Consider the following 25,392-nt stretch of genomic DNA (forward strand, 5'->3'; position numbering starts at 1 on the left):
TCGAACCCTCGAGACGCTTGTGACGCCTACACACTTTCCAGGCGTGCTCCTTCGGCCAACTCGGACAACTCTCCACTATTGAATTTTATTTAAGATATAAAAAAACAGAAGCGATATTTCACTTCTGTTTGTATGACTCCTACGGGACTCGAACCCGTGTTACCGCCGTGAAAGGGCGGTGTCTTAACCGCTTGACCAAGGAGCCATGGCTCCACAGGTAGGATTCGAACCTACGACCGATCGGTTAACAGCCGATAGCTCTACCACTGAGCTACTGTGGATTAATAAAATGGAGCGGGTGATGGGAATCGAACCCACAACATCAGCTTGGAAGGCTGAGGTTTTGCCATTAAACTACACCCGCGTAGTATAATACGATTATGGGGCGGTTGAAGGGAATCGAACCCTCGAATGTCGGAACCACAATCCGATGCGTTAACCACTTCGCCACAACCGCCAAAAATAGCGAATGGTTCAGGACAGAGTCGAACTGCCGACACATGGAGCTTCAATCCATTGCTCTACCAACTGAGCTACTGAACCATAATAGTAATGGCGGTCTCGACGGGAATCGAACCCGCGATCTCCTGCGTGACAGGCAGGCGTGTTAACCGCTACACTACGAGACCTATTAAAATTATGTATTGCGGGAGGCGGATTTGAACCACCGACCTTCGGGTTATGAGCCCGACGAGCTACCGAACTGCTCCATCCCGCGCTAATATTATTTTTGACTACCTTATAATCTTACCATTTTCTTCTTTACAATGTCAATACTTTTTTAAAGAAAATTAACATTTTGTTCATTTCAACTTCAAACCTATTTGCAATAATTGAAATGAATGACGCTTTAATTAAGTACTTTATTAGTATATAAACTCCAATACATTTCGTCAATATTGTTTTGGAATTAAATTGTGTAAAAATTAACCTCATATATCTTTTTATATTATTCTTTACTAAAAGATATATGAGATACCTTGATAATCACCTATTAGACAACTTGTGCTCTACCTTTTTTAGTATGTAAACTCACTTAGTCATGTAACCTTGCATTCTAGATTGTAAAGAAGTAAATGTTTTAAAACCTTCATCCTCTAAAAAGTGTCCACCTTCATCGACTATTCGAATCTTACCTTCCAACGTATCCATCAACCTTTTAGTCTCTTTATAAGAAACATATTTATCATCTTTAGATGTAAGTCCGTAAAAATGATCGACTTGAGATTTAACTTTTTCATAATCTATTGATATGCCCTCTAAGTTGACATTCTCATCAATATCATGGGCATCTTCTTTGAAACCTGCAATACTAAACAATCCTTCAATATGATGATGAGTCCCCTCAATATATTTTAGTGCAGCTATCGTACCAAAACCATGGGTTACAAAATAAGTATCATATTTACGAATTTCAATTTGTTCTTTCATTTGTCTTACCCATTCATCAATTTTTGCATGATCATCTGCCTCTAAATTAAACAACGTCACATGATAACCTTCTAAAGTTAAATTATGCTTTAACCACTCATACCAATGATTTGTGGCATTCCCATATTTTGAATGGATGATAATCACGTCAGTCATTTTTCAACACCTCTTTCAACGATAGATTCATTTAATTCTTATTTTAAAATAAAAACACTTTAAAAAGAAATGATATTCAAATGATTTATCTATCTCACCACTTCTTAGATTTAAATCATCCCATTCTCATTAAAGTGTTTTACAACATCTAAATTTCTTCTAAAATTTCTTCAACAGCATTTTTTCCTTGCTGAATACAATCAGGTAAACCTACCGCTTCAAAAGGTGCTCCAGTAATTCTTAATCTAGGATAAGTATTCTTAATATGTTGTTGAATTACCTTGATATTTTTTATATGCCCTACGTGATATTGAGGCATACTTTTAGGCAAACGATTCACTATCGTAAAGTCAGGATCACCCTTGAATGTCATCATTTTCCTTAAATCTTTACGAACAATTGATACAATTTCATCATCAGTATGGTCATCTACTACAGTGTCGCCTGGTTTACCTACATAAGCTCTAATTAATACTTTACCTTCAGGTGTAGTAAACGGCCATTTTTTCGAAGTCCAAGTACAAGCTGTAATATCTGTTTGACTCGTTCTAGCTATAACGAATCCAGTACCATCATACGTATTCTCTATATTCTTTTCATCAAAAGCCATAACCACTGTTGCAACAGTAGTCGAGTCCATCTTATTAAAGTAATCAAAGGCAGGATCATGGCTAAACCATTTCATAAATACTTGTTGTGGTGTAGTAACAAGTACCCCATCAAATGTTTCACTACTATCTTCGAGTAAAATTTCATAGTCTTTCTGAGAAACTTTAATGTCACGTACTTGAGTATTATAACGAATATTTACTCCCTTATTCTGAACATTTTCTGCCAATGCTTCAATAAATGAACTTAAACCATGTCTAAACTGTTTAAATTGTCCTTTAGGTGCCCCTGGGTATAGTTGACGATGTTTAATACGTTGTTCTTTCTCATCTTTCATTCCTTTAATCAAACTGCCAAATTGTTCTTCTTTTTCTTTAAAGTTTGGAAATGTACTCATTAAACTTAATTCATCAATATTAGTACCATATATGCCACCCATTAAAGGTTCAATGAGATTTTCTAATACTTCATCACCTAGTCTTTTTCTGAAAAAGTCGCCGACAGAAATATCATCCTCGATTTGAATCGGTTTCTTAAACAAGTCCATTCCAGCTCTTAATTTACCAATTGGAGAAATAAGCTTCGTTTTAATAAATGGCTTTATATCTGTTGGAATGCCCATAATAGAGCCGCCTGGTATAGGAAATAATTTATTTTTAGCGTATATATACGATTGACCCGTAGTATTAGTAATTAAATCATTTTCTAGACCAATATCTTTAGCCATATCTGTCATGATAGTTTTACGTCCTAGATAGGATTCTGGACCTAACTCAATAGTATACCCTTCATGTCGATATGTTTGAATTTTACCTCCGGGACGATTAGAGGCTTCAAATATCGTTACTTCTATAGTTGGATCTTGTTTTTTTATAAAATACGCACTCGATAAACCAGTAATACCTGCGCCGATAATCGCAATTTTTTTACTCAACTTTTTCACGCTTCCTTTCAATTCCACCTGAATCTATCATGAAAATGTATCAAATTTTTTAATTTATTTCTCTCAAAAATGAATTCCCCCGTTATACTGGAGGAATTCTGTCATCACTTTATTAATGCTTTAACTTAATTTTAAAAATGAGCTTTAATTTCGTCAACAATTGCTCCTATAAATAGCGGGTTTGTATTAGGCATTTCAGGACGATAGTATTTAGCGCCAATTTCATCACATACTACTTTACATTCGTAGTCATTGTCATAGAGCACTTCTAAATGCTCACAAACAAATCCTACTGGTGTATAAATAAAGTTTTTGAAATGATGTTCTTGATATAATTCTCGCGTAAGATCTTGAACATCAGGTCCTAACCAAGGTGTACCGGTGTTTCCTTCAGATTGCCAACCTTCTGCTACATGAACAATATTGGAGTCTTGTTTAAGAATTTGAGCTGTTTCATGCAATTCTTTAGGATATGGATCATTATTACGCTCAATCAGACCTTTAGGTAAACTATGTGCTGAAACGATTAAAACTGTTTCATCGTGCTCTTCTTCAGGAATTTGATTTAACGTTTCATTAATTTTATCTGTCCAATATTTAATAAATTTTGGTTGGTGATAATAATGTTTAATATGAGTCAATTTAATGCCATATTTATCTGCTTCTTCTTGTGCGCGATTATCATAAGAACCTACTGAAAAACTTGAATAGTGTGGCGCGAGCACAACTGTTACAGCTTCATCAATGCCATCTTTATGCATTTTTTCTACGGCTTCTTCAATATAAGGAGAGATATGTTTTAATCCTAAATATAATTTAAATTCAACATTGTCATACGATTCATTTAAAGCTTTAGTTAATGCCTCAGCTTGTCGATCTGTTGTTCCTGCTAAAGGTGATAACCCTCCGATAAATTCATAGCGTTGTTTTAAATCTTGTAGTTCTTCTTCAGTTGGTCTTTTACCGTGTCTAATATCAGTATAATAAGGCTCGATATCACTCTCTTTGTATGGTGTACCGTACGCCATCACTAATAATCCAATTGTTTTACTCATTGATAAAACCTTCCTTTAATTGATAGTTATCGTTACTTTAATAAGGTTTGGAGAGACACCAAATCTTCGAAAGAACTATTTTTGAGTATAGTTATGAACGAATTCACTCACTTTTCTTAATGTTTCAGGTTTAACTTCTGGAAATACACCGTGACCTAAGTTAAATATATGCTTGCCACGCGCCGTTCCTTGATCAAGAATATCTTTTAGTCGTGATTCGATAACATCCCATGGTGCTAATAATAATGAAGGGTCGAGATTACCTTGTAGTGTCTTGTTTACCCCCATTTGATCAGCCTGATTAATAGATGTTCTCCAATCTAGACCTAAAACATCAATAGGTAAATCATTCCATTCATTAATTAAATGACTTGCGCCTACCCCGAAAAGTATCACAGGTACATCATAATGAGCTTTGATACCACTCACTAATTTCTTCATAGCTGGCTTGATATAATAGTTATAGTCTTGGACGTTTAGTGCTCCTACCCAAGAATCAAAGATTTGTATTAATTCAGCACCAGCCTCAATTTGAGCGACTACATATGTGATTGACACATCTACAAGATGGTCCATTAGTGCAAACCATGTAGGTTCGTCTCCATACATCATGGCTTTAGTAAAATTATAATTTTTAGAAGGACCTCCCTCAATCATATAAGAAGCTAATGTGAACGGCGCACCTGTAAAACCAATCAACGGTACATTTAATTTTTCCTCTGTAAGCAATTTGATTGTTTCTAAAACATAAGGCACATCTCTTTTAGGATCTATCTGAGATAATTTTTCAACATCTTGTACTGACTTAATAGGGTTTGAAATCACTGGTCCAATACCAGATTTAATTTCTACATCTACACCTATGGGTTTTAAAGGTGTCATAATATCCTTATAAAGAACAGCCGCATCAGTATTGTAATTATCTACTGGTAAATGCGTAACATACGCACATAATTCTGGTTGATGCGTAATTTCAAAAAGTGAATATTTTTCTTTAAGTTTGCGATACTCAGGTTGAGAACGTCCTGCTTGTCTCATAAACCAAACTGGAGTGTGTGACGTTGATTCACCTTTTATTGTCTTTAATATCGTATCGTTTTTACTATGCACCCTAGCGTCCTCCTACATTAAAATCATTCTTATCTATAATAGCATATTGTATACAATTTCGTATTTTATTATGCTTAAATGTCATAAAAAAGACATAGTACTTTTATTTATAAAACCTAGCTTTATAAACTTTAAAAATATACTTTATTTTTATTAAAAAACGGGTAAGTAATTCCTAGATATTCTAATAACGTTAAATTATATATTTAATTTTATTTTTAGTTAAATTTGTAAATTTAGGATGAATTCTATTACTTTTAATTAGAAAATCTGAACTTTTGCAGTAGCAAAAGGAATTTTATAATCGTATAATAAGACAAAACAAGGGAGGTTTGTATCATGAATTTATATACATCTTATGGGACATATGGATTCTTAAATCAAATTAAATTGAATAATCCAGATCATGACCTATTTCAGTTTTCTGCTTCTGATACATCAGTCATTTTAGAAGAAACTGAAGATAAGTCAGTTTTAAAACATCCTAGTTCTTACAATGTACTCTACCAAGTTGGAGAATTTAACGAAAACCATTTCTACTGTGCTTTGTTCATTCCCTCTTCAGAGGATCATAGTAATCAACTAGAGAAAAAATTATTGCACTTAGGGGCACCTTTTGATTCATTCGCTGGATTCAAAAGTTATCGATTATTAAAACCTTTAGAAGGTAATACTTATAAAATATACTTTGGCTTCGCAAATCGCACTACCTATGAAGATTTCAAGGCTTCAGAATTATTTAATGATAATTTTTCTAAAGTAGCTTTAAGTCAATTCTTTGGAGCAAGTGGTCAACATTCAAGTTATTTTGAAAGATACTTGTATCCAATTGATGAAAACTAATATCAAAATAAAAAGTTCTTAGCGTATTGTATTGAACGCTAAGAACTTTTTTTAGTCTCTTAATAAAGTTTCCTGATATTTTAACTTTTTAATGGTACTTCTTATTGTTAACCACCCTACAATAAAGAAAAGTAAAGCAAAGAAGAACAATGTAGGATGTTTTATAACAAATACTATTGTAAAGATAATACCAACACCGATCATTAATCGGTATAAAAATTGTTCATATCCTTTGATTACTTTCGTATCAGGGACTGGCCATACTTGTGGCCATAAACCATATGCTTGTTGAGTATAGAACTGAGCCATTTGTAATAATGTAATATACATAAATAAGCTTCCTATAATCAGAGATACGATTGGATTTGATAACCATAACATTAAAACGAGTGCTATAATCACTAATCGAAGAATGATACTAAACGCGTCTCGTCCTCTTACAAAGCTTCTTACAAATAAGAATAAGTACATACGATTTTCATTAAACTTGTTACCTTTTGGTGTGGGTAATATGAAATCTAAATAACTTCTACGTACTGCTGACTCTCTTAAATGTTTCACATCAGTAAACATATTTACAAATTTATAATAATTCGTATGTTTTTGTTGCTCAATCGCTATCATTCTCTCCCAAGGAAATAATTGCTTTTTGCTATTCATTTTTAAAATCAATAACAATACCCCTACGATGAAAATAAATATAATAGCAAAGTAATTATGAAATCTTAAAATTAAATAAAATGTTATACCAAATAGTACAAATAATAATAAATTAATTGTCCAACTTAAAAGATTTAGTTTTAACCACTGCCATTTAACAAGTAATCCTAAATAAGGAAAAATGATAGCACTTATAGCAAATACAATATAAAATGCAAAATGGTTATCATTTAATTTATAAAATAAAGGAAATAGTATAATAAGAAGTATGACTTGTAAAAAAATTCTTGAACTATAACTATATATTAAACTTACTTGCATATAATCTTTCAAATGCTTTTCAAATGGTAATAGAAAAATTTTATCTGCGTCTTTTAAAAGTGTTCGAATTGGAAATAATGAAACTAATGCTACAGCAATACTTGCAAATAGTGCATAATCAATATGTTGTGGTATATGTTGTAGCCATTCACCATATCCAAAAATAAATGCACCTAACAATATAAGTAAAAACACCGTGAAATGACCATTAAAAATGAATTTGTTATAGTAACTTTTTTCTTTACGAATCGCTTTATATCTCCGATTAAACAGAGATAATGATTGATTATTCATTAGCATTGCCACCTTGTGTAACATGTATATAAATATCATCTAAGGTTCTATCATACAGACCTGTTTGTTCACGTAGTTCATCTAAGTTACCAAACGCAACAACTTTCCCTTGATCTAAAATAATAAATCTATCACAGTAACGTTCCGCTGTAGTAAGTATATGTGTACTCATTAAGACAGTTCGATTTTCGTTTTTCTTTTCAACCATTAAATCAAGCATTGATTGTATTCCCAAAGGATCGAGACCTAAGAATGGCTCATCGATGATATACAATTCTGGATCAACGATGAAAGCGCAAATGATCATGACCTTTTGTTTCATTCCTTTTGAGAAATGACTTGGAAAGACTTTTAATTCATTTTCTAAACGAAATACTTTTAAAAGTGGCTCAGCACGACGCATTGCCTCTTCCCTACTTAGTTGATAGGCCATAGCAGTCATCTCTATATGCTCTTCTAATGTAAGTTCTTCATAAATCACTGGTGCTTCTGGAATATATGATAATTTTCTTCTATATACTTCAATGTCATCATTAATATTTGTATCAGAAATGGATAATGAACCTTCCATTGGATTAAGAAGTCCTAACATATGTTTAATTGTTGTACTTTTTCCTGCACCGTTAAGACCAATTAAACCAACAATTTCGCCTTTTTTTAATTCAAAATTTATATCTTTGATTACAGGACGTTTTCCATATCCGCCTGTAAGATGTTCAACTTTTACTGTCATAAGGCACCTCCATGCAAACTATTGTACCAAAAAATAATGTTTTAACCTAAAATAATCATTGCTATCATGTTGTTTTAAATTGAGTAATGCTATAATAATGACTAACAAATGATAAAGAGGAGTGTCATTGTTATGTCAGAAACTATTTTCAGTAAAATTATTTCTGGAGAAATTCCAAGCTTTAAAATTTATGAAAATGACTACGTTTATGCCTTTCTTGATATTTCACAAGTGACGAAAGGTCACACATTATTAGTTCCTAAGAAAGTTTCGGCTAATATTTTTGAGACTGATGAAGAAACAATGAAACATATTGGAGTAGCTTTACCTAAGGTAGCCAATGCTATTAAAGCCGCTTTTAACCCAGATGGATTAAATATCATTCAAAATAATGGAGAGTTTGCAGATCAGTCTGTATTTCATCTTCACTTCCATCTTATCCCAAGATATGAAAATGATATCGATGGCTTTGGATATAAGTGGGAAACGCATGAAGATACAATTAATGACGACGCTAAAAAAGAAATTGCTGAACAAATTCAAGCACAATTTGATTAATCGTGCATATTCCTTGTTATACTGGGTATGATAAAAATAATACAAATATCCGACATATAAAGTGAGGAGAATAAAAAATGAAAGTCACAAGAATATTATTTGGCTTAGGTGTAGGTGCTGCAGCAGGATTTGCAGTAGCATTAAGAAATCGTGACGACCATAGTGTCAAACATAATACAATTGATGCGAGCCAACCTACAGGAGCACAATCTGAACTTGAACGAGAAATTGAAACTATGAAACAAACATTTAATGATATTCTTAATTATGGTTCTCAAATTAAGAATGAAAGTGTTGAATATGGTAGTTCAATTGGAGATGAGTTTAAAGAGTTAATTGGTAACTTTAAATCTGATATTAACCCTAATATCGAAAAGCTCCAAACTCATATTGAAAATTTACAAAACCGTGGAGAAGATATAAGTAACGCATTCTCTAAAGATAAGTAATTTCATTAGCTATGGCATCATGCCATAGCTTTTTTATTTTACTTAATCATAATTTCTTTTAGACATTTTAACACTAGCATAATTAATGACTTTATCAACTTCTTTTTTGTAAAGTAAACTGCCCCTTGACTATTCCTGTGAACACGTAGATAATACGTATCGAACATTAACACAGAGATGAGGCTTACATTATGTATTTATGCACTCGACAAATTGATATACACGCAAGATTTGGAATTCAAAGAATTGCTTTCATGAGTATAGTAGCAACTATTATTACCTTTTTAGTAAGCTATGAAATTATGTACTATTTCTCTGATACTCCTTTATCAGATCGACATTTTATCATTTTATTAATATTTATAATTTTAATGTATCCCATTCATAAAATCATGCACCTTGTTTTCTTTTTGCCATTTTATAAATCTTTTAGAGTCCATAAATTAGTTAAAAAGAAATGGCTCCCATATTTTAATACGTATGTTAATACGCCTGTTCATAAAGTATATTTTTGTGTAAATTTAATTTTACCTATATTATTATTAACTGGCATTTTTGTTTTGTTAAGTATTCATCTACCTCAATATGGTCATTATTTTATGTTTTTATTATCATTAAATATTGGCTTCTCTATGATGGATATTTTATATTTGAAAATCTTACTTTTCTCAAATGATGGTCACTATGTAGAAGAACATCAATCTGGTCTACATATTTTAAACAAAGTGAATAATCCTAAATCAACTAGAACATCGCTCTAGTTATGAGTATTACCATCTTTTGCGTAATTGTATTTAGTTTTCATAAATATTAATAAAATATGCAAAATTAAAATATATAATATTTAATCAACTCCCCCATCCTAGTCATACTATAGTCTTAGGACGGGGGTTTCTAATTGGTAGTCTCTAAATAATATGTTATATTTACGTTGATTAATACATAAAGGAGCTATCAACTTATGAAATTGATGAATAAAATTATTGTTCCCGTGACCGCTAGCGCGCTGTTACTTGGTGCTTGTGGCTCAAATGCAACAGAATCTAAAGATAATACATTGATTTCTTCTAAAGCAGGAGATGTAAAAGTCGCTGACGTGATGAAGAAAATCGGAAATGAACAAATTGCTAATACTTCATTTAACATTGTTTTAAATAAAATTTTAGCTGATAAATACAAAGATAAAGTCGATACTAAAGACGTTGATGAAGATATTAAGAAAGAAGAAAAACAATATGGCGGTAAAGATCAATTTGAAAGCATGCTTAAACAGCAAGGTATGTCATTAGATGATTATAAAGAACAGAAAAAACTATCTGCTTATCAAAAACAATTATTACTAGATAAAGTGAAAGTCTCTGATAAAGATATTAAAGATAATTCTAAAAAAGCTTCTCATATTTTAATAAAAGTAAAATCTAAATCTAGTGATAAAGAAGGTCTTTCAGATAAAAAAGCAAAAGAAAAAGCTGAAAAAATCCAAAAAGAAGTAGAGAAAAATCCTAGTAAATTTGGCGAAATCGCTAAAAAAGAATCTATGGATAGTTCTTCAGCTAAGAAAGATGGTTCATTAGGTTATGTAATTAAAGGTCAAATGGTAGATAGCTTCGAAAAAGCGCTATTTAAATTAAAAGAAGGTCAAGTTTCTAAAGTAGTTAAAACTGATTATGGTTATCATATCATTAAAGCTGATAAAGAAAATGACTTTAATAAAGAAAAATCTAACCTTAAAGAAAAAATTATTGAACAAAAAGTACAGAAAAAACCTAAATTGTTAACAGATGCTTATAAAGATTTATTAGATGATTATAAAGTAGATTACAAAGATAGAGATATTAAAAAAGCTGTTGAAAATTCAATTTTAGATCCAGATAAAATTAAACAACAACAGCAGCAACAGCAATCTTCACAAGGTGGTGCCTCTGGTTCAGGCTCTGCAGGTTTAACAAGTAGTGGGTCATAATCAATAACCCATTGGTGTGATTGATATAAGTTTTGCATTTTATCTATAAAGTGTTATAATATAATTAACAAGGATATCAAGCATATATGCACCAAATCCCCTCACTATGGCAGTAGTGAGGGGATTTTTTGGTGTGGCTTATTTTAGTTGTCGCCTATTTACGTTTATCGTTGCGAGTGCGTAGCCAATGCGCGAATAAAGCAACGATACAACCACTGGTTGCCGTGGTCATGATGTGTACAAAGATATCAAATAACATATATGCACCTCCTTCCCTTGTCATATTGACGCCTGAGAAGAGAAGATAGGCGACCTATTTATTATAACACTGAACTTTAGCTAATTAAATTTGAATATAAAAAAGTGCAAAGCCCGTTGTAACATAACACCACTTGAATCAATCCCGACTCTGTAGCAACTTTACAAAGATAGCTTTGCACTAAAAATATTTAATCTAAACTTGTTGGATTATAGAATTGGCGATTTTCTAAACCAAAAATGCGTTCAGTAAATTGACCTTTATCCGTTTTCTTAAATGCTTTCTCAAACATGTTCATTTTTGCATCAATATTATCAATAAAGAATAAAATTTCAGCTTCTTTCAAATGAGGTAGTTTAGGTGACCCGAATTCCATTTTACCGTGGTGTGCTAAGATCATATGTCTTAATAACATCACTTCTTCACCTTCAATACCTAATTCTTTAGCCGATTCAGCTACTTCATCACTAGCAATTGAAATATGGCCTAGCAAATTACCTTCGACAGTATAAGTCGTTGCAACTGGTCCACTTAACTCTCTGACCTTTCCTAAGTCATGTAAAATAATCGCACTATATAATAAGCTTCTATTTAATAGCGGATAAATATCACAGATTGACTTAGCAATACGTAACATAGTTAAAACGTGATAGCTTAGACCGCTTGCAAAATTATGATGATGTGAACTTGCTGCTGGATACGTAAAGAAACGGTCTTGATATTTCTTTATTAAATGACGCGTTATACGTTGTAAATTTGCGTTTTCAATATCTAACATAAAATGCGAAAGCGCTTCTTTAATTTCATCAGGCGTCATAGGTGCTCCATCAACAAAATCTTTAGTTGATAAATTGTCTTCAGGTTTAGCTAAACGCACTTGATTAACTTTCATCTGTTTACGACCACGATAATTAATCACATCGCCTTTAACATGAACAATTTCTTCAGGTTTAAGGTTCTGCATATCCTCTTTCGTTGCAGTCCATAATTTCGCTTCTATATCACCACTTTTATCTTGGAGGTAAAGTGTCATGTAATCTTTACCTTGAGCAGTGACACCCTGAGTTGCACGATGAATTAAGAAAAAGTGATCAACTGAATCGCCGGGATTTAAATTTTCTACATTTCTCATTTTTTCCCGCCTTCCTCTAGTTTATTAAGAATAATCATTTCCTTTGAAGGGATAATATTATCTTTAGTGCATGTAAAGTAAAGCACTTGATAATTTTGAGATAATTCTCTTAAATAATTTAACGTTCTTTCTTTTCTATGTTTGTCAAAATGAACAAATGCGTCATCCACAATAATTGGGAATGGATAGTATGGTTTTAATACTTTAATTAAACTAATTCTAAGAGCAACATACAATAATTCTTTTGTAGATTGACTTAGTTCAACAGGTTCGAAAACTTGTCCATTATCATGTTTGACATGAATTGAATCATCCTCAGTATAATTAATCATTGTATATGCACCATTTGTAAGATACTTGAATATAGATACAGCTTCTTGGATAACTTGTGGTAAACGCTTATCTTTGATTTGCTTAATATGTTCTTCTACTAAATTTTGAAGATAACTTAAGCTTGCCCAATCTTTAGCGATATCATTTAGTCTATTTTTTAAACTGTAATATTCATGTCTTAATTGTGCAAGTGTCGAATCTGTTTCCATATGATTAATTTGAGCAGTTAAATCACTGACTTCAGCTTGCATATTTAAATATTGATCGTTATATTGATCTACTTGTCTCGCTAATGTATCATCTTCTTCGTCTAATTGAGCGGTTGTTTTTTCACTTAATTTAGAACTCATTTCATATGAGTAATTTTGGTTCTCTAAGTATTGAGTTAAATCATTAAATCTATTTAAGTTACTATGATACGTTTCGTAATCTTGATGATGTGAATAATAACTTTCCTCATCTTCAACATTGACGAAATCAAATAGCTCTTTGATGATATTTTTATTTTCACTTAAGCGTGATTTAAGATGCTTGAGCTCATTTGTTAATAACTGTGTTTCTTCTTGATTCTTATGCCAATTATCGTTGTTGTCTTTAGCATTTTTTAGCCATTGATTAACATCGTGGAAGAACGACATTGTATTAAAATGACTAAAATGTGGACTCGTTACGTCTTTAGCGTGTTTATAAAATTGATTAATTTCATCCATAAGTTGACTACGCTCATGATTCAACTCTTTGACGTAATTATCATGAGACTTAATATTACTCATTGAGGTAATACTTTCAACGATAAGTTCATCAGATATCTTAGGAGATAAATATAATTCTTTCTTCACGTTGTTAATATTATCTGATAATGAATGTAAACGATTTTGCGCCTCATCCATTGATTTATTTAAATATGCATTCTTTTCATCTAACATTTCTTTTGCTTTAATAGCATTTTGCCATTGCTCACGAATGCGATGTTGATGATCTAAATCAAAATCTAAATTGTAATTGCTTTCTAAATGTTCAAGTTGACTTTCCAAGTCATTAATTTCTTGGTTCATTGCTACACCATAATCAACATCTTTAGTTTTTGCTAAGAAGATACCTACGATAAAGATGACGGTTAGAATCGCAAAGACAATACCAAAAATCATGTTAGTCGTTACAAATGAAAATACAGTTAATGCCGCACCTATGATAGCTAAAGCAATAAATGCAAGTCTAAGTAATTTTTGACGTTGATTTTTACGAATTTGTTCTTCTTCAAATGATTCTTTTAATTTTTCATATAAGTTTTCTTTTTCGTGTAATTCTAATACCTGCTGTGAATATTCCTTTTTCTTTTCAAAAGTTTCCTCAGGAACTAATTCTTTCTCTAGTTGATCAAGTTCATTACTATTAGAATTACGTTCAATTTTATTATCTTCAAGACCGCGTTCTAGTTGTAAAATATAAGCATTTTGTTCTTGCTTACCACGAATTTGCTCACTTACATGACTTTTCATAGCTTCAGAACTATCTACTTCATGATGTGGTTCATTCCACCCAATAGTGTTTTGTAAACTTTCTTGTTCTCTTTGTTTATCAGAGATATCTTTTTCAACTGAACGCAACTCATATTCTTTTTGTTTAATTTCATTTTCTTGTTGATATAAGGAATTAATTGCATCTATATCTTTAGTTTCTACTGGAAAGATATTTTTAGCTTCTTGATTAAGTTGAGCTAAACGTTCTTCTTTAAGACCAATATCCTTTTCAAGTGATTGTTGAAACGACTTAGCAGTCTCATAACGGTCTATACCTTTTTCAGGAAATTTTAGAGGTTCGATATTTAGAACTTGTTCTAATCCTTTCCATTCTTGCGTTTGATCATGCAGTGCAACCTCTTTTTGTTTAGCTTCATGCATCTTGGATAACTGATTTAAATTTTGTTTTAAATGTTCTAATCTGCGAGAAGATTTATCTCTCTCATCTACTAAGCGATGATATGTGTCTAATTTACTTTCTTCTTCACGTATCTGGCTTTCAAGGTGCTTGAGTTGTTCGATTTGTTGGTTAATAATTGGATTTTTACCAGACTTTTTATACAATTCTTCTTTCTTTTGTCCTATGGTATCTCTCATGCTAGTGAATTCAGTTGAACCTAAAGCACCTGCTTGTAATAAGTAATCTTGTAATTGTTTTTCATCTAAATTCCGGTGAATATCTTGTAACCCTAAAACGTTGAAAGAGAATATACCTTGATACGTTTTCTTTGTAATGTAATTGAGTTTCTTATTTAGCCACGACTCGTCGCGTGTAGAACCATCTGAGAGGTAAACTTTGACATCACCTTGAGCGCTACCTTTAATTCTCTCAACTTCAGCTTCAGTACCATCGTTAAATATTAAAGCTAATTTACCACCATATTGATTTCCTAACCTAGGTTCCAAACGAGGTTCTCTAGATTTTTTAGTAGGAAAACCGAATAAAATTGAATGTATAAATGCTTGAATCGTTGATTTTCCTGCTTCATTTTCACCAAAAATTTCAGTAAAACCTTTATTAAAGTCTATCTTACGTTGAACAAATTGACCGTATCCATAAATTTCTAGTGATTTAATTATCATTTTGTTCACCTCTCATATCATCTTTTAAAAGACTTTCAGCATGATTAATTAATTCGGTTTTATCAAATTCTGTATAATCATCTAAGAATTTAGATGCACGAGGATTTAAGTATAAATCCGTCATTGCAGAATCAAAGACCGATGTGTCTTCCAACAAATCAGTGGAGAACTCATTTACAAGAGGTGATTCATCATTTTGAACATATTTAATATTTAAATCTTCTATAAACACAAACTGATTTTCATTTTCTTCGTACTCTGTAATCATCTCTTTAACTTGAACCAAGTCTTGTGGTGCAATAAAATCTTCACTATTTACGCGTACATTTAATCTATAGAAAGCTTTACCTTCAGGTCTTACTTTATCTTTGAAAGACTGTATATCTTCGTATAGCTCTTGTTTAGACGTATGATTAGCATCAATGGTTGCTTCCTCAAATTTAATAAATTGAGTAGGATAAAATTGTGTTGTTAAATTAAGATGATCTCCTTCAATTAATAAACAACCTTTTTCACCTAATTCATTAAAATGTCTACCTTGAATATTACCGGGATAGTTAATTACTGGCATATCACTGAGTTGTTCACGTTCATGTATATGACCTAACGCCCAATAGTGGTATAATCGACTATTTAAGTCTTCTAACCTAAATTCTGTATAACGGTCTTTGACTGAGGATTTACTATACGTGCCATGTAAAACACCAATATGTATCCCTTTTTGACCTTGGCTTGATGGATAAGCATCAATTTTATTTTCATAACTTGTATCATTTTGATAACTAAAGCCATGTATAAAAATTGTTTCCCCATCTTTAGTGATCGCTTGATACGTTTCTACTTGATTTGAAAAAACTGAAACGTTGTTTGGCCAATTTGAAGATATTTTTGAAGATAGAGGATCATGATTACCATGACATACATATACAAATACTTGTTCTTTACGTAATCTTTCAAACTGTTCTTTTAAAAAGACTTCCGCACGTAATGTTCTATTCTCATTATCGAATAAATCCCCAGCAATGATAATGAAATCTACTTCTTTTTTTAATGCCAAATCTACTATATTTTTAAAACTTTCATAGGCACTTTTTTGTACATCTTCAAATATTTTAGGGCTTAAATGACTTTTAGATTTGAAGGGACTGTCTAAGTGTAAATCAGCACAGTGTATAAATTTAACCATAAGTTTAATTCTCCTTATAAAAGCCGTAAAGTTAAAAGAAATAATGCAATTTGAATATACTTCATTTGTTGATAAAAATTATAAATATTGATATTAAGACAGACTAATGACTATATATTAATAAGCTATGTATCATGAAAAATAACTTTACTTTATATTAAATTATTTTACCATAACACTTTGAGTCCAGTCGACGACAAACCAAGACATTCATTTTAATTTTATACCTACTCAAAACTATGACGTTAATACAAATTTTAAAGTATCACCTTTGAACTCGTTTATAAATTTGTAAACGAGAGTATTCTAAGGTACAAATGTATAAAAAATGTCTACAAAGTCTGTAACTTTGTAGACATTCAAAATTTAAAATGATTTCTCACTTTTATAGAAAAGTATTGAAATTAGTCAGCGTAAATTTCATCTAATGGTTTTACGATGATTTGGTTAATTTCTTGGAATACTTGGCTCATTTTTTGCTCAGCATTCATTAATTCAGAGATATTTTCATCTTTTTCGATAGCTTGAGCTTGTTCTTGAGCTTTTTGTAAATCCTCTTCAGGAATTTCTTCACCTTGCATTTGTTTTTGTTGGAAACTAATTTGAGTTTCACGGAATTCGTCGAATAATTTTTTTGATTCTTCGTTTTCTTTAACTTTAGCAAATGCATCTTTAATAGCTTTATATTCTTCACTGTCTCTTAAAGCTTGTTCTAATTGATTTGCATAATCGTATAAATTTACTGCCATAGTTGTTTGCACTCCTTTGAATTAATTTGTGTTTTAACCACTCACAAATAACTTTAACATATATGTCACCTTTAGACAAAGATTGCAATTACACCTTGGAAGAAACCAATAATTCCTCCAAGTAAAAATCCTAGTGACATAATCAATTTTAATTCTTTATTAGCAATTTCTATAATTAACTTTTCAATGTAATCTAAGTCAAATGTATTAATTTGATCTTCTACTAGTTGTCGCAAATTAATCTTTTTCATTATATTGGTAAGATGTCGTGAAATATTATGAACAATGACTTGAGTAATTTTAGTAGCTGCTTCATTTTCAAGGAAGTGAATAAACTGAGGTGCAAGTTCATATATTGGTAAACGAGCTTTACCATTAAGATCAATATATGAGATTAAAAGATCTGTCGTGGATTTAGAAATAGATTCAAATTGCTCATCACTAACTAATTCTTCTAAATGCTTATTCTTAAGTGTCTCATATTCATTGCGAATGATTTTATTAATAATTACACGTGCTTTCGGATGTTGAGTCAATCGAATAAGTTCGTGTTGAATACGTTCTGCAATGCTTTCTTTAGTCATGAACATTTGTAGAAGACCTACAATTTTTCCTTTTTCCTGAAAGAAGGTATCTAACATTTCATATATATCGTGTGAACCTTTGTCAGAATTCAAATATTTTCTAGCTCTCTCGCATAATAAATCAGCTAATTCTTCTACTTTATCATCTGCTAAAACAAACAATTGCTCTGGCAAACATGCTGTTAATGCCTCTTGCTTATGTTGTTGATAAAAGGCTGAAAGTTTGTCATTCAAAGTTGTTTTTACCTTATTATTTAATAAATCAGTTACATTAATGTCCAATGCATGAGCAAAATTTTCAATTGTTGCATCTTGAGATTTAAGCTTTTGTATTTGAGTAAGAACTAAGTCTTGAATCGCTTCTTGAGATTGTGGTTGATTTAACTTATGACGAATCATTTCTTCAGTAATTAAATGATCTTCGATAACTTGACCTATTTTCTCAGCTATTTCTCCACGTCTTTTTGGAATTAAACCTGGAGTGAATGGAATTCTCATTTTAAATATATAATATGGTTTAAATGGATGAAATAACATACGTATCGCTATAACATTTGTTATACCACCTATTATAGCCCCTATAATCATCATAAAAGCAATCACTAAAAAAGCGTGCATATTGTTAACTCCCTATTTAAATTTGAAATTGTGGTTAGATTATAACATCAATTAACCTAACTTCATTCTTTTAAAACTTATAAATACAAATTACTAAAAATAAAACGATGAAAATCAAAAATGAATTTCATCGTTAAGTAGAAAAATAATTTTGTTTAATTAAGACAATACATCTGAAATAAGTGATTAAATCATTATAAGATTCTACTATCACTTTTAATTATACATGTAGTAATTCTTCTTTAGCATTTCTATTAAAGTAAGTTTCAGCCTCTCTCATTTTAGAAGTACCGAAGATTGGTTGCTTATCTGCATTTAATACTCGGTAAATGTTACTTACTTTATTACTTTGTAAAATAAATCCATTACGCGTTTCGATTGTATTCCAATAAATATCACTTGTAGTAGCATGATTAGGGTAAGCACAATGATTTCTAGAAATAGTTTGAACGATTTCTAATGGGTCGCAACCAAATGTGCTATTGAGTACATCTGAATCTCTAAATAACGCGCAAATTGAGACACAAGTCGTCCAGTTAGGTAAGACTCTTTCTTTTTCAATTTGTACTAATGTTTTTTTAGAAAGTCCGATTGTTTGAGCCATTGTATCTTGAGTATAGCCCGCTTCAATACGTACCATTTTAAATTTTGTTTGAATTAAATCTGTGAAACTCTGTCTATCCATTCTATTTATCTACCTTTCTAATTGGAAATATTTTATCCGGACACAAGAAATTGCAATAATACACATTTCTTGAAACACAAATTACATCTTAATATATTTTTAATAAAAATAAAAGAGAGAAATGCGTTTTTCTAACTATTTTATTAAAGGCAAAATTATCAAAATAGTTAAATATTTACATTTAACGACATTTTGACTAATTAAATTTAAAATATGTATATTTATTTTATATAATTGCGTTTAGCACATTATATTAATTTATTTTCCATAGCATAAATGGCAGCTTGTGTTCTATCCGTAACTTGTAATTTATTAAATATGTGACTTACATGTGTTTTAATAGTCTTTTCAGATACAAATAATGTTTGAGCAATTTCTTTATTTGTCTTGCCTTTAACCATTTCTCTCAAAACTTCAACTTCTCTTTTAGACAATTTATTAGTAAAATGAGGCTTTTTAGATACTGTTTCAATCACACTTTTAGCTTCAGGATGAATGATACGTTCACCATTTAACACTTTATGAATTGTTTCAATCAATTTTTGTGGTTCTACGTCTTTCATTTCGTAACCATCAGCACCTTTGTCTATAGCTGATATCACATGTTCATCATCTACATAGCTCGTTAAAACTAAAACTTTGACTTGAGGATATTGTCTTTTTAAAACTTCAGTAATTTCAATTCCATTCATTTCTGGCATCACTAAATCGAGCAACACAATATCAGGCAGATGATGTTGCTCTAAATATGTTAGAAATGTTTTGCCATCAGAAAAACCCTTGACTACTTCTAAATCTTCAACTGTGGAAAGTAAAAACTCTAAGCCTTGGCGTACGATATGATGATCATCTACTAGTACTACTTTATGCATAATCGTTCTCCTTTTTTTATTACTTTAAAGGTATAGTTATTGTAATGGTAGTACCTTTATTCAATTGTGATTGAATATCTAATTTACCATTCAATGTATGTGTCCGTTGTTTAAGATTATTTATACCACTAGAAGCATTAATATTTACTTCATGCAAGTTAAATCCCTTTCCTAAATCAATAATTTCAATAATGAGATTATCCTGTGTTTGCGTTAGATTTAATGAGACTTCGTTAGTATCGGCATGCTTTCTGACATTATTCATCGCCTCTTGTATCATACGATAAATATTTTCTTCTACATGATTAGATAAATTGATCAAGCCATCAACATGGACGTCTAAATTTAGATTTAATACATCACTATAGTTATTTAAAGCGTGAATTAATCCGTGCTCTAGTCCTACAGGCTTTAATTGCCAAATCAATGCTCTCATTTCATTAACAGCATTTTGACTCGTTTCTTCTATAGTTTTAAATGCATTTTTAGAAAAATCATCCGATGCCATTCCTTGGGCAGCATGAGCAGTAAGTTTTAACGAGAATAACATTTGATTAACAGAATCATGCAGATCTCGAGCTAAACGGTTGCGCTCATTAATCTTAGCCGCTTCCTTTTCTCTATCTGTCAATAATATACGTTTTATCGCCGAACCTATTTGAAATGCTACAGATTCTAGTAATTCTAAATCTTGCTCGCTATAATGTTTTTTATTTGGTGAAGCAACGTTAAGTAGTCCAAATTGTTCCTCTCCAGAACGCAATGGCACAGTTGCATGATGCGTAATATCATCTGTTTCTTCTTGATATGCACGATTAGCTAAATTAATTCTTGAACAATTTATAATATTGGACGCTTTAGTTAATTTTTTATTATTATATGATTTGACACACCAACATGATCCGTTAGTCATATAATGACAATCTTTTTTGGATAATGCACCAGGGAGGTCTACTGAGGAAACGAGTTCATGGTCCCCCTCCTCATTGATAAAAAATATCCATCCAGTCGTGAAGTTACTACCATTAATAAGATAACGTAGTCCTCCATGCATCATGCTATACATCTCTGTTTCTTCATTAAGAAATTCAGCTATTTCTTTTAGTAATGCAAGTCTTGTTGGCTTCTCCATTTTATCGCCCCAATACTATATCCATAATATTTATATTATACATGCCTTAGCTTTATTTTGAAAATGTAATTAAATACGCAATTGATAAGTATTTGAAAATTCATTTTCAAAAATAAACATGATATAGAGAGTAATTAATTTGTGTTATGATAATAATGAACTATAGGAGGATATTATGAAATTTACGATACCTGAACAATACACTGAGAAATCTTTAAGAGAGATATTTCAAAATCTCAATCTCCCTAAAAAAGACTTACATCAACTTAATATGTCTAAAGATATAACAATCAATAATCAATCTGCTAAATTAACTGATTTAGTTAAAACCGGTGATTCGGTGTTCATACCTACACCAGAGGAAAAAAGTAATTATTTACCTAGTTATCGTTACGCACAGGTTTATTATGAAGATGATGACTTTGCGATAGTGATGAAGCCTAAAGGTGTTAAAACTCATCCAAATGATTTAAAAGAGAGTAATACACTTATGAATCATGTAATTTACACAGTTGACAGTGAATATGTCGAACCTATTCATCGTTTAGACCAAGAAACAGTAGGTTTACTTATTGTTGCTAAGAATCCAATTATGAAAAAAATCTTAGATCGAATGTTAGAAGAAAATGAAATTACTCGTATTTACAAAGCTAACGTTAAAGCATTGTTACCAATCAAACCTCAAACAATAGATATGCCTATTGGTAAAGACAAATTCCATCCTAATAAGCGTAGAATTTCAAATACAGGACAACGAGCAATCACTCATATTTTAAATTCTGAGATGATTAAAGAAGGTATATGTCAACTTGATATTAAACTTGATACAGGTCGTACGCATCAAATACGCGTACATTTAGCAGAAATCGGTCACCCTGTAATTGGTGATCCATTATATGGTGATTCAACATTGCGTAAATTAGAACTTAATAGTCATAAAATTGAATTGATTCATCCATTAACACGTGAGTTGGTTTCGGTAAGCTTGGATGATAAAAAGGCATAAGTCTACTATAGAACAGATAGAGGCTAAATAATATGTAATATTAAATAAGCGAGAGACGTATTATTCAATACGCCTCTCGCTTTTATCATAGATTTAATTAGTGAGGATCAACCATGTCTTCTGGTTTAATCCATTCTTCAAATTGTTCTTCAGTAACATATCCGCTATTTATAGCTGACTCTTTAAGAGTTAATCCCTCTTTATGCGCCTTTTTAGCAATCTGAGCCGCTTTTTCGTAACCTATATGTGGGTTTAATGCTGTAACTAACATTAATGATTGATTTAAGTAATTGTCGATATTTTCTTCAATCGGCTCAATACCTACTGCACAATTATCATTAAATGTTTGCATACCGTCAGCTAATAGATAAATTGATTGTAAAGTATTATGAAGAATAACTGGTTTGAATACATTTAATTCGAAGTTACCTTGTGAACTTGCAAAACCAACTGCAGTATCATTACCCATAACTTGTACTGCGACCATAGTTAACATTTCACATTGTGTTGGATTAACTTTACCAGGCATAATAGATGAACCAGGTTCATTTTCAGGAATAGAAATTTCTGCTAAACCTGCTCTTGGACCTGAAGCTAACCATCTTACATCGTTTGCAATTTTCATTAAATCGCCTGCTAATGCTTTCAATGTACCATGTAATTGAACTACTTCATCATGTGCAGTTAAAGCATGGAATTTATTATCAGATGAAACAAAGGCATACCCTGTGTTATCTGAAATAAATTTAGCTACTTTAGCTCCAAACTCTGGATGAGCATTTATTCCAGTTCCCACTGCTGTGCCACCGATAGCTAAACTAAGGATATGTTTCTTAGATTCACTTAAAAGTTCTTCACATTTATCTAACATATATCGCCAACCACTAATTTCTTGGCCTAATTTAATTGGGGTTGCATCTTGTAAATGTGTACGTCCAATTTTAATAATTGATTGATATTGATCTTCTTTTTCTTTTAAAGTATTACGCAGGTTCTTAAGCGCTGGTTCTAATTTTGTTTCAACTTCATGATATAAAGCAACGTGCATTGCTGTTGGGAATGTATCATTAGAGCTTTGTGATTTATTTACGTCATCGTTAGGATGAATCGTTTCATCACTATTATGTTCTTTAAGATACTCATTAGCTACATAGCTTACGACTTCATTTACGTTCATATTACTTTGAGTGCCGCTTCCTGTTTGCCAAACTACTAATGGAAAATGTTCGTCTAGCTCCCCTTTAAGAATACGATCACATGCATATACAATTGCATCTTTTTTCTCATCACTTAATTTTCCTAACTCATTGTTAGCTAACGCTGCACCCCTTTTTAATTGAGCGAATCCATAAACTACTTCAATTGGCATACGTTCCTTACCAACTGGGAAATTACGTTTACTTCTTTCAGTTTGAGCACCCCAAAACTTATCTCCAGGTACTTCAATTTCTCCAAAAGTATCATGTTCAATTCTGACTGACATACATTTCTCTCCCCTTATTCATCTTTATTTAATTGTAGTATAGCACTATTTAATTTGTATGGGCAACGATGAGGTGAAACGTTTTCATTTCAAATATTAAAACCCTCATTATGTTCTAATGTGATTAGAAGTAATGAGGGAATATATAATAAATTAAGCATTTTTATATTTACTTTTAATAGCTTGTACAATTGCTATAGCTGTTAAAATAAATAAAATTACACTTAACGCAATAGTGAATGGACTAATTGAAACTAAAAACCCTAAAAATCCAGTTAAGCTATTATAAAAGCTATTAAGTGTATAGATAAGAATACCTGTAATGGCTAAACAGCAAATAACACTGATTACAACGCCGGATTGATTACTTTTAATAAAAGTTTGAGCACTCACATCATCGATTAAACCCTTTGAGAGGTTTAATTGAAGCTGAACAATTTTAAATAGTAAGGGTAAATAGAGAGCTCCTAAAGCAAGCGGAAACGCTTTAATTGAAATTAAACTAATAATGATGGTTGCTATCATCAAATGCAGCCAATATTTTCCTAACATATTTTGAATCTCCTTGAATTATTCACTATTTAGTATCTTATCACAATTCCATAATGAGGTGGAACTTTGTCATAGTAGATGAAAATTTAAAACTAAAAATTAATAAATTTAAAAAGAACTCCAATAAACTAATAAAAGCTAGCTTATTGGAGTCAAATAAATTATTATTCATTATTAAGATCAGAACGAACATCTTCATCATGAGATTGGTTTAATTTATCTTCATCATTTTCTTCTGAAATTTGTTCCATTTCTTTTCCTAATTCTTTTAAATCATCTAAATCTGTAACCATAGCATTTTCTTCTTCATGATAATTCAATTTAGATTCATGTTCTTTATTCATTATAAAATCCCTCACATAGTTTATTGATTAAACATAACGTGCTGTGAAGTATTCTTTAACATCCTCAGGTAATCCTGCAGCCGCTTCTTTATCTAAAATAACATTTACCATACGGTGTGCTTTAAGATCTGCTGGCTCATAACTAGATTTGCCGTTTTCACGATAAAGTTTTTCAATAACTTCACGTTTATTACTACCTGTAACAACTAAGAAAATTTCTCTAGCTTCCATAAGGCCTTGACGTACACTTACATCTAACTTGCCACTTTCATCAATTGAAAGAACTTGAAGGATTAATTTACCTTTATTTTCTTTAGTTTTCATTTTATCTGAAATAAAATCAATTGCATCTTGTTCATAAGAAATTGAATACACTTGGCTTTCAGGTACACCTAATGCTTCATAATAAGATCTATTATCGTCATAATCTAAAATATTAATTTGGCTGAAATCTACAGCATGCGTATCTACATTTTTCTTAAGTTCATCTAATACAGGTGCGTGATCTTTTTCTAAGTGAAAACCTGCAATTGTAGTTGGATTATTATTAAATTGTTTACGAATAATATCTGCAGCATATTCTGCTACTCTTTCACTATTTTCAAATACTTTAAAGTTCATTGCCATATTAATTACACTCCTCTAAGTTTGCTCTTTACATAGAATGGTTGATATTAATTTCAAGTATACCCTTTTAAACAATTTATCAAACCAAGTAAATTCAGATTA

General features: G+C 31.2%; 25 protein-coding genes and 7 tRNA genes. 6 read left to right on the forward strand and 26 right to left on the reverse strand.

Annotation, left to right across the window (positions count from 1 at the left end; translation table 11 throughout):
- Nucleotides 1-133: 133 nt before the first annotated feature.
- The 11 genes from MHI13_RS17050 to hemE form a co-directional block, all read right to left on the reverse strand.
- Nucleotides 134-205: transfer RNA gene (locus MHI13_RS17050), tRNA-Glu, on the reverse strand.
- 1 nt (nucleotide 206) lies between these two features.
- Nucleotides 207-281 (reverse strand) — tRNA-Asn (locus tag MHI13_RS17055).
- Nucleotides 282-290: 9 nt separating this feature from the next.
- Nucleotides 291-364 (reverse strand) — tRNA-Gly (locus tag MHI13_RS17060).
- A 17-nt stretch (nucleotides 365-381) separates the two neighbouring features.
- Nucleotides 382-457: transfer RNA gene (locus MHI13_RS17065), tRNA-His, on the reverse strand.
- A 13-nt stretch (nucleotides 458-470) separates the two neighbouring features.
- Nucleotides 471-543: transfer RNA gene (locus tag MHI13_RS17070), tRNA-Phe, on the reverse strand.
- Nucleotides 544-553: 10 nt separating this feature from the next.
- Nucleotides 554-629, reverse strand: a tRNA-Asp gene (locus MHI13_RS17075).
- A 15-nt stretch (nucleotides 630-644) separates the two neighbouring features.
- A tRNA-Met gene (locus tag MHI13_RS17080) sits at nucleotides 645-718 on the reverse strand.
- A 314-nt stretch (nucleotides 719-1,032) separates the two neighbouring features.
- A complete protein-coding gene (locus tag MHI13_RS17085) occupies nucleotides 1,033-1,587 on the reverse strand; it encodes an RBBP9/YdeN family alpha/beta hydrolase (protein WP_002434723.1) in 555 nt (184 codons plus the stop codon).
- A gap of 148 nt (nucleotides 1,588-1,735) precedes the next feature.
- Nucleotides 1,736-3,130 carry a protoporphyrinogen oxidase gene (gene hemY, locus MHI13_RS17090; protein WP_064210621.1) on the reverse strand — a complete coding sequence of 465 codons (1,395 nt, stop codon included), beginning with the start codon at nucleotides 3,128-3,130 and terminating at the stop codon, nucleotides 1,736-1,738.
- A 140-nt stretch (nucleotides 3,131-3,270) separates the two neighbouring features.
- The gene (gene hemH, locus MHI13_RS17095) at nucleotides 3,271-4,194 is read right to left on the reverse strand and encodes a ferrochelatase (protein WP_064210620.1); all 924 of its coding nucleotides are present in this window, start codon (nucleotides 4,192-4,194) and stop codon (nucleotides 3,271-3,273) included.
- A gap of 75 nt (nucleotides 4,195-4,269) precedes the next feature.
- On the reverse strand, nucleotides 4,270-5,304 hold the full coding sequence (gene hemE, locus MHI13_RS17100) for a uroporphyrinogen decarboxylase (protein WP_023350056.1): 1,035 nt from the start codon (nucleotides 5,302-5,304) through the stop codon (nucleotides 4,270-4,272).
- Nucleotides 5,305-5,643: 339 nt separating this feature from the next.
- Here hemE and traP point away from each other — a divergent pair, with 339 nt between their 5' ends.
- Complete coding sequence (gene traP / locus MHI13_RS17105; RefSeq protein ID WP_340761653.1) at nucleotides 5,644-6,147, forward strand: signal transduction protein TRAP; 504 nt, start codon at nucleotides 5,644-5,646, stop codon at nucleotides 6,145-6,147.
- 51 nt (nucleotides 6,148-6,198) lie between these two features.
- On the opposite strand, the gene ecsB is transcribed toward traP, so the two are convergent.
- On the reverse strand, nucleotides 6,199-7,422 hold the full coding sequence (gene ecsB / locus MHI13_RS17110; RefSeq protein ID WP_340761654.1) for an ABC transporter permease EcsB: 1,224 nt from the start codon (nucleotides 7,420-7,422) through the stop codon (nucleotides 6,199-6,201).
- Nucleotides 7,415-8,155, reverse strand: coding sequence for an ABC transporter ATP-binding protein EcsA (gene ecsA, locus MHI13_RS17115; protein ID WP_064210617.1), 741 nt, complete (start codon nucleotides 8,153-8,155; stop codon nucleotides 7,415-7,417). Before ecsA ends, ecsB begins: the two co-directional genes overlap by 8 nt.
- Before the next feature lie 132 nt (nucleotides 8,156-8,287).
- Here ecsA and MHI13_RS17120 point away from each other — a divergent pair, with 132 nt between their 5' ends.
- The 4 genes from MHI13_RS17120 (at nucleotide 8,288) to prsA (ending at nucleotide 11,125) form a co-directional block, all read left to right on the forward strand.
- Nucleotides 8,288-8,713, forward strand: coding sequence for an HIT family protein (locus MHI13_RS17120; protein ID WP_002434751.1), 426 nt, complete (start codon nucleotides 8,288-8,290; stop codon nucleotides 8,711-8,713).
- Nucleotides 8,714-8,790: 77 nt separating this feature from the next.
- Nucleotides 8,791-9,162: a YtxH domain-containing protein gene (locus tag MHI13_RS17125; RefSeq protein WP_002434824.1), complete on the forward strand. Its 372-nt coding sequence runs from the start codon at nucleotides 8,791-8,793 to the stop codon at nucleotides 9,160-9,162.
- A gap of 191 nt (nucleotides 9,163-9,353) precedes the next feature.
- On the forward strand, nucleotides 9,354-9,923 hold the full coding sequence (locus MHI13_RS17130) for a DUF3267 domain-containing protein (protein ID WP_064210616.1): 570 nt from the start codon (nucleotides 9,354-9,356) through the stop codon (nucleotides 9,921-9,923).
- 200 nt (nucleotides 9,924-10,123) lie between these two features.
- Entirely contained in the window at nucleotides 10,124-11,125 is a 1,002-nt protein-coding gene (gene prsA, locus MHI13_RS17135) for a peptidylprolyl isomerase PrsA (RefSeq protein ID WP_023350053.1), read from the forward strand.
- Nucleotides 11,126-11,279: 154 nt separating this feature from the next.
- Here prsA and MHI13_RS17140 read toward each other — a convergent pair whose 3' ends face one another.
- The 9 genes from MHI13_RS17140 to MHI13_RS17180 all read right to left on the reverse strand — a co-directional run bounded on the left by MHI13_RS17140 (nucleotide 11,280) and on the right by MHI13_RS17180 (nucleotide 21,278).
- Entirely contained in the window at nucleotides 11,280-11,384 is a 105-nt protein-coding gene (locus tag MHI13_RS17140) for a type I toxin-antitoxin system Fst family toxin (protein ID WP_016898319.1), read from the reverse strand.
- Nucleotides 11,385-11,574: 190 nt separating this feature from the next.
- Nucleotides 11,575-12,516, reverse strand: coding sequence for a 3'-5' exoribonuclease YhaM (gene yhaM, locus MHI13_RS17145; protein WP_002434737.1), 942 nt, complete (start codon nucleotides 12,514-12,516; stop codon nucleotides 11,575-11,577).
- Nucleotides 12,513-15,452 (reverse strand): ATP-binding protein, encoded by a 2,940-nt coding sequence (locus tag MHI13_RS17150; protein ID WP_064210615.1) that lies wholly within the window; start codon nucleotides 15,450-15,452, stop codon nucleotides 12,513-12,515. Before MHI13_RS17150 ends, yhaM begins: the two co-directional genes overlap by 4 nt.
- Nucleotides 15,442-16,638, reverse strand: a complete 1,197-nt coding sequence (locus MHI13_RS17155) for a metallophosphoesterase family protein (protein WP_064210614.1) — start codon at nucleotides 16,636-16,638, stop codon at nucleotides 15,442-15,444. Before MHI13_RS17155 ends, MHI13_RS17150 begins: the two co-directional genes overlap by 11 nt.
- 404 nt (nucleotides 16,639-17,042) lie before the next feature.
- Nucleotides 17,043-17,387: a YlbF/YmcA family competence regulator gene (locus MHI13_RS17160; RefSeq protein ID WP_002434673.1), complete on the reverse strand. Its 345-nt coding sequence runs from the start codon at nucleotides 17,385-17,387 to the stop codon at nucleotides 17,043-17,045.
- Nucleotides 17,388-17,458: 71 nt separating this feature from the next.
- The gene (locus tag MHI13_RS17165) at nucleotides 17,459-18,589 is read right to left on the reverse strand and encodes a DUF445 domain-containing protein (protein WP_064210613.1); all 1,131 of its coding nucleotides are present in this window, start codon (nucleotides 18,587-18,589) and stop codon (nucleotides 17,459-17,461) included.
- A 220-nt stretch (nucleotides 18,590-18,809) separates the two neighbouring features.
- Nucleotides 18,810-19,274, reverse strand: coding sequence for an XRE family transcriptional regulator XdrA (xdrA, locus tag MHI13_RS17170; protein ID WP_002434804.1), 465 nt, complete (start codon nucleotides 19,272-19,274; stop codon nucleotides 18,810-18,812).
- 248 nt (nucleotides 19,275-19,522) lie between these two features.
- Entirely contained in the window at nucleotides 19,523-20,146 is a 624-nt protein-coding gene (locus tag MHI13_RS17175) for a response regulator (protein ID WP_064210612.1), read from the reverse strand.
- Nucleotides 20,147-20,165: 19 nt separating this feature from the next.
- Nucleotides 20,166-21,278 carry a GAF domain-containing sensor histidine kinase gene (locus MHI13_RS17180; RefSeq protein ID WP_064210611.1) on the reverse strand — a complete coding sequence of 371 codons (1,113 nt, stop codon included), beginning with the start codon at nucleotides 21,276-21,278 and terminating at the stop codon, nucleotides 20,166-20,168.
- Nucleotides 21,279-21,453: 175 nt separating this feature from the next.
- Between MHI13_RS17180 and MHI13_RS17185 the strand changes: the two genes are divergently transcribed.
- Entirely contained in the window at nucleotides 21,454-22,284 is an 831-nt protein-coding gene (locus MHI13_RS17185; protein ID WP_064210610.1) for an RluA family pseudouridine synthase, read from the forward strand.
- A 97-nt stretch (nucleotides 22,285-22,381) separates the two neighbouring features.
- Here the strand turns inward: MHI13_RS17185 and fumC are convergent, their stop codons facing one another.
- The 4 genes from fumC to MHI13_RS17205 all read right to left on the reverse strand — a co-directional run bounded on the left by fumC (nucleotide 22,382) and on the right by MHI13_RS17205 (nucleotide 25,290).
- Nucleotides 22,382-23,767 (reverse strand): class II fumarate hydratase, encoded by a 1,386-nt coding sequence (gene fumC / locus MHI13_RS17190; RefSeq protein ID WP_023350047.1) that lies wholly within the window; start codon nucleotides 23,765-23,767, stop codon nucleotides 22,382-22,384.
- A gap of 153 nt (nucleotides 23,768-23,920) precedes the next feature.
- Nucleotides 23,921-24,319, reverse strand: a complete 399-nt coding sequence (locus MHI13_RS17195; protein ID WP_002453579.1) for a hypothetical protein — start codon at nucleotides 24,317-24,319, stop codon at nucleotides 23,921-23,923.
- A 164-nt stretch (nucleotides 24,320-24,483) separates the two neighbouring features.
- Entirely contained in the window at nucleotides 24,484-24,663 is a 180-nt protein-coding gene (locus tag MHI13_RS17200; protein WP_002434789.1) for an SAS053 family DNA gyrase inhibitor, read from the reverse strand.
- Nucleotides 24,664-24,690: 27 nt separating this feature from the next.
- Nucleotides 24,691-25,290 carry a 6-phosphogluconolactonase gene (locus MHI13_RS17205; RefSeq protein WP_002453580.1) on the reverse strand — a complete coding sequence of 200 codons (600 nt, stop codon included), beginning with the start codon at nucleotides 25,288-25,290 and terminating at the stop codon, nucleotides 24,691-24,693.
- Nucleotides 25,291-25,392: the final 102 nt, after the last annotated feature.

The sequence above is a fragment of the Staphylococcus sp. FSL K6-0223 genome, assembly GCF_038008285.1.